A 2578-nucleotide genomic window follows, 5' to 3' on the forward strand; every position below is an offset into this window, starting at 1 on the left:
GAGCGAGCCTGCTCGCGAATGGCAGCACCGCAGTGTAAGGGATCAACGGTTCATCGGCGCAACAAACCGGCTCTTGGCCACGCTGTTGATCTGTGGCTCATCGCTGTCAGTGATCTTGAAGCTGATCGTCTGCGAGCTGCTGCTGGGCTTGTCGGTGGTCATGGCCACTGAAACAGGCACATCGACAATTTCTCCCGGCGCCAGGCTCAACTCGGTCTTGCCCTGCAACTGGAAGCCGTCGCCGTCCACCAGGGACAAGCGATAGTCCTGTCGCTGCTGGGTTTTATTGATGACTTTGAGGCTGTAGATGTTTTCAATCTGGCCCTGGCTGTTTTCGCGAAACAGGCCACGGTCCTTGCTGACGTCCAGCGATACCATCGATCTTTCCATCAGCGCCAGCGTCAGTGCACCAATCATTACCACCAGCACTGCGGTGTAGCCGATCAACCGAGGCCTGAGCAGGTGCGTCTTGCCACCCTGCAAYTGATGCTCGGAGGTGTAGCTGATCAGGCCACGGGCATAACCCATTTTGTCCATGATCGAATCGCAGGCATCGATACACGCCGCGCAGCCAATGCACTCCATCTGCAAGCCGTCGCGAATGTCGATGCCGGTCGGGCAGACCTGCACGCACAGGTGACAGTCGATGCAATCGCCCAGACCCACGTCGGCAGGCTTCACCTCGCGTTTGCGCGGGCCACGGCTTTCGCCACGGGCAGCGTCGTAGGAAATGGTCAGGGTGTCTTTGTCGAACATCACGCTCTGGAACCGTGCATACGGACACATGTGCATGCACACCGCTTCACGCAGCCAACCGGCGTTGATGTAGGTCGCGCCGGTGAAGAACAGCACCCAGAACAGACTGACGCCACCCATTTTCAGGGTCAGCAGCTCGTTGGCCAGCGGACGGATCGGCGTGAAGTAGCCGACAAACGTCAGCCCCGTCAGCACACTGATGGCCAGCCACATCGTGTGTTTGGCCGAACGACGCAGCAGTTTGTTCGGGCCCCAGGGGGCGGCTTGCAGCTTGATCCGCTGATTGCGCTCACCCTCGGTGACTTTTTCGCACCACATGAACAGCCAGGTGAAGGAACTCTGGGGGCAGGTATAGCCACACCACACTCGTCCGGCGAACACGGTGATCGCGAACAGGCCGAAGGCGCAGATGATCAGCAGCGCCGAGAGCAGGATGAAATCCTGCGGCCAGAAGGTCGCGCCGAAGATGTGGAATTTGCTTTCCGACAAGTCCCAGAGCACCGCCTGCCGGCCGCCCCAGTTCAGCCACACCGTGCCGAAAAACGCCAGGAACAGAAACCCCGCACCGCTCAGGCGCAAGGTGCGGAATAAGCCGGTGAAGCTGCGGGTGTGAATCTGGTTGTCGCTGGATTTGGCCTTCATCTTTGGACGCGAAGGCTCGAAGGTCTCTACTAATCGGACGGGGATTCTATCGCTCATGGTCTTTCGCTCATCAGCCTCCATCAGGCAGATGAACTATGACCACCGAACTGTTTGCATAACAGACTCAGGTATTGGATTAAAAAGCGGATCAGATGAGTCCTTGATCCGCTCCTGCGACAACTTGATGCACCCCGGCAGGCGCGGCGACAGCGCCTGTCACAGGCGTTTGCGGCGGTCTCTGATCTGCGTCAGTCAAATCACCGAATCACTGCTGGTGACCATCAGGTGCCGGCGACCATCGGTGGCACCTGCTACGGTTAATGCGTCGGCTTCTGCTTCGGTGATGTAGAAGCGCTGGCCATCGAGGTCCACCGCCGACATGGCTTTGTCCGCGTCGGTGATGATGGTGACATCGCCAGCAAGGCGAATCTCTTCGCCGTTCCCGGTAATGAAGAAGCAGACCTGGTTTTCGATTCGCATGGTCATGGGGGTCACCCTTTTCTGCGGGATCTAAAGGTTAGGGCACAGGTCTTGCTCATCGTTCTGTGTAACCGATTAGTGGTCATGGAGCGTGGCTAAAGTGAAAGGATCTGAACTTTTAGCAAGGCCCGGCGCTCGGAACCTAAGTAGCGTCATGCAAGCAGCACACGATCAAGCACAGGAGCGTCCACGGGGCGTAAGGGGCCAGGCTCGATGACGACTGAAAAACCGACGGAGCTGCAGTACAACCCGCAACTGCCACTGTCGCAGGCTTTGCTGCTGCCGCGGATTATTATCGAAAACACCATGCCGGTGATCGATGGCGGCCAGTTCGCGGCCAAGGCTATCGAACGGCAGGCCGTGACGGTGACCAGTAAAGTTTTTGCTGACGGTCACGACGTGCTTGCGGTGCGCGTGCGTTGGCGTACCGAGGCCGACTCGACCTGGCAGAGTGAAGTCATGACCGATCTGGGCAATAACACCTGGAAAGGTCAGTTCAGCGTCGCAACGCCGGGAAGGTATCGGTTCTGCATCGAAGCCTGGATCGACCAGTTCGCCAGCTTCTGTCATGAACTGGAGAAAAAGCATGTCGCGGGTGTGCCGGTCAGCCTGGAGCTGCAAGAAGGGCGCATCCAGGTGCTGCAGGCGGCGGAGCGCAGTGACGGTCAGTTGAGCAAGAAGCTTACGGCGCTGCACCATG

Annotated in this window: 3 protein-coding genes; 1 reads left to right on the forward strand and 2 read right to left on the reverse strand. The window is 58.5% G+C overall.

What is annotated here, in order from left to right; all coding sequences use genetic code 11:
* Window positions 1-42: 42 nt before the first annotated feature.
* Both ccoG and AC1DH9_RS27030 read right to left on the reverse strand, forming a co-directional pair.
* Complete coding sequence (gene ccoG, locus AC1DH9_RS27025) at window positions 43-1455, reverse strand: cytochrome c oxidase accessory protein CcoG (RefSeq protein WP_427536931.1); 1413 nt, start codon at window positions 1453-1455, stop codon at window positions 43-45.
* A gap of 195 nt (window positions 1456-1650) precedes the next feature.
* Window positions 1651-1884, reverse strand: coding sequence for a DUF3203 family protein (locus tag AC1DH9_RS27030; protein ID WP_427536929.1), 234 nt, complete (start codon window positions 1882-1884; stop codon window positions 1651-1653).
* A gap of 207 nt (window positions 1885-2091) precedes the next feature.
* Here AC1DH9_RS27030 and AC1DH9_RS27035 point away from each other — a divergent pair.
* On the forward strand, window positions 2092-2578 hold a 487-nt coding region (locus AC1DH9_RS27035; protein ID WP_477809128.1), incomplete at its 3' end, for a maltotransferase domain-containing protein.

The organism is Pseudomonas sp. 05T35 (assembly GCF_056396605.1).